Raw genomic sequence first — 1,435 nt, 5'->3', positions numbered from 1 at the left:
TGTACTGACCCCAAAAAGTTAGACAATTAATTTAAGCAAAGGATTTAGTTCTGTATTGTACAGGACTAAGTCCTTTTAGTTTTACCTTAATTCGTTTGTTGTTGTAGTAATCAATATAGTCTACAATAGCTTGTTCCAAGTGCTCAAGTGACTGAAATGTATTCTCATAACCATAAAACATTTCAGTCTTAAGAATGCCAAAGAAAGATTCCATCATACCGTTATCTGGGCTATTCCCCTTACGTGACATAGATGGTTGGATTCCCTTATTCTTTAAAAAATGATGATAAAAATCGTGTTGGTATTGCCATCCTTGGTCACTATGGAGAATCGTATTCTCATAGTACTTCTCTGTGAAGGCCTGTTTTAACATGCTCTTCACTTGTTCCAAGTTCGGTGAAGTAGAAAGATGATAAGCGATGATTTCGCTGTTGAAACCATCTAAAACGGGCGATAAATAGAGTTTCTGAGTGCTATTTGGAATGGTAAACTCTGTCACATCCGTATAACACTTTTCCATTGGTTTGGTTGCTTCAAATTGGCGTTGAATAAGATTTTCTGCCTTCTTGCCAACGTCTCCTTTATGAGAAGAATATTTTCGTTTCTGTCGAATTTTAGCTTGTAAATTGAGTACTTTCATCAAGCGTTGAATTCTTTTATGATTTACCAGATAACCACGATTTCTTAGTTCTAAATGAACCCGACGATAACCATAATTTCCCTTGTGTTCGATAAAAATGGATTGAATTTCAGCTTTAAGCTCTTGGTCCTTATCTGGTTTGTCTAGCTGTTTCAAGTGATAGTAGTAGGTCGAACGAGCTAGTTTAATGGCTTTTAGAAGAATATCTAACGAAAACTCAGTGATTAATTCTTGAACAATTTTTGTCTTTCTTCTTTCTCTTTTTTCTCCTTCAATCGGAGTTCTCTCAACTTTTTTAGGATGGCATTCTCCGCTCTCAGGTACTCATTTTCTGCTTGAAGACGTTCTAATTCTGTCCTCTCTTCAGGTCTCTTTTTTGGCTTACGTCCCATTTTAGGTACTCTCCCTCTTGTTTTCTCAACAATAGTATACCCGTTTTTCCTGTATTGTGCTAGCCAGTTAAGAAGTATCGTACGACTTGGGAGGCCGTATTCAAGAGACACTCTATCTTTAGTCCAGCCTTCATGTAAAACTTTATTAATCATTTCTTGTTTTAAATCAGGAGAATAGTAACGATTTTTTCCTTTTTTGACGAACTCTATTCCGTAACGATCAATCAATTTAATCATATACCTAAGATTAGAATTATTTATCCCAAATTTATTTGAAAGCTTCTCTAAGCTATAGCCTTGTTTTCTAAGTTCATAGATCTGAACTTTATCATCATAAGTTAATTTCATAATAAAAACACCCCAAAAGTTAGATTTTTATGTCTAACTTTTGGGGTGCAGTTCA

Annotated in this window: 1 protein-coding gene; it reads right to left on the bottom strand. The window is 35.1% G+C overall.

Features of this window, described 5'->3' with window-relative positions; genetic code table 11:
• Positions 1-31 precede the first annotated feature (31 nt).
• Positions 32-1,380 (bottom strand): IS3 family transposase gene (locus tag QM874_RS09795; protein ID WP_414317123.1). Its coding sequence is split into 2 segments (ribosomal slippage): positions 32-930 and positions 930-1,380, totalling 1,350 coding nucleotides; the frame shifts between segments, so codons are not numbered across the junction.
• Positions 1,381-1,435 lie beyond the last annotated feature (55 nt).

It is taken from the genome of Streptococcus infantis, from assembly GCF_047463615.1.
GTDB classification, from domain to species: domain Bacteria; phylum Bacillota; class Bacilli; order Lactobacillales; family Streptococcaceae; genus Streptococcus; species Streptococcus infantis_X.
The sequence above is the reverse complement of the archived record's forward strand: the minus strand, read 5'-3'. Positions and strand labels throughout refer to the sequence as shown.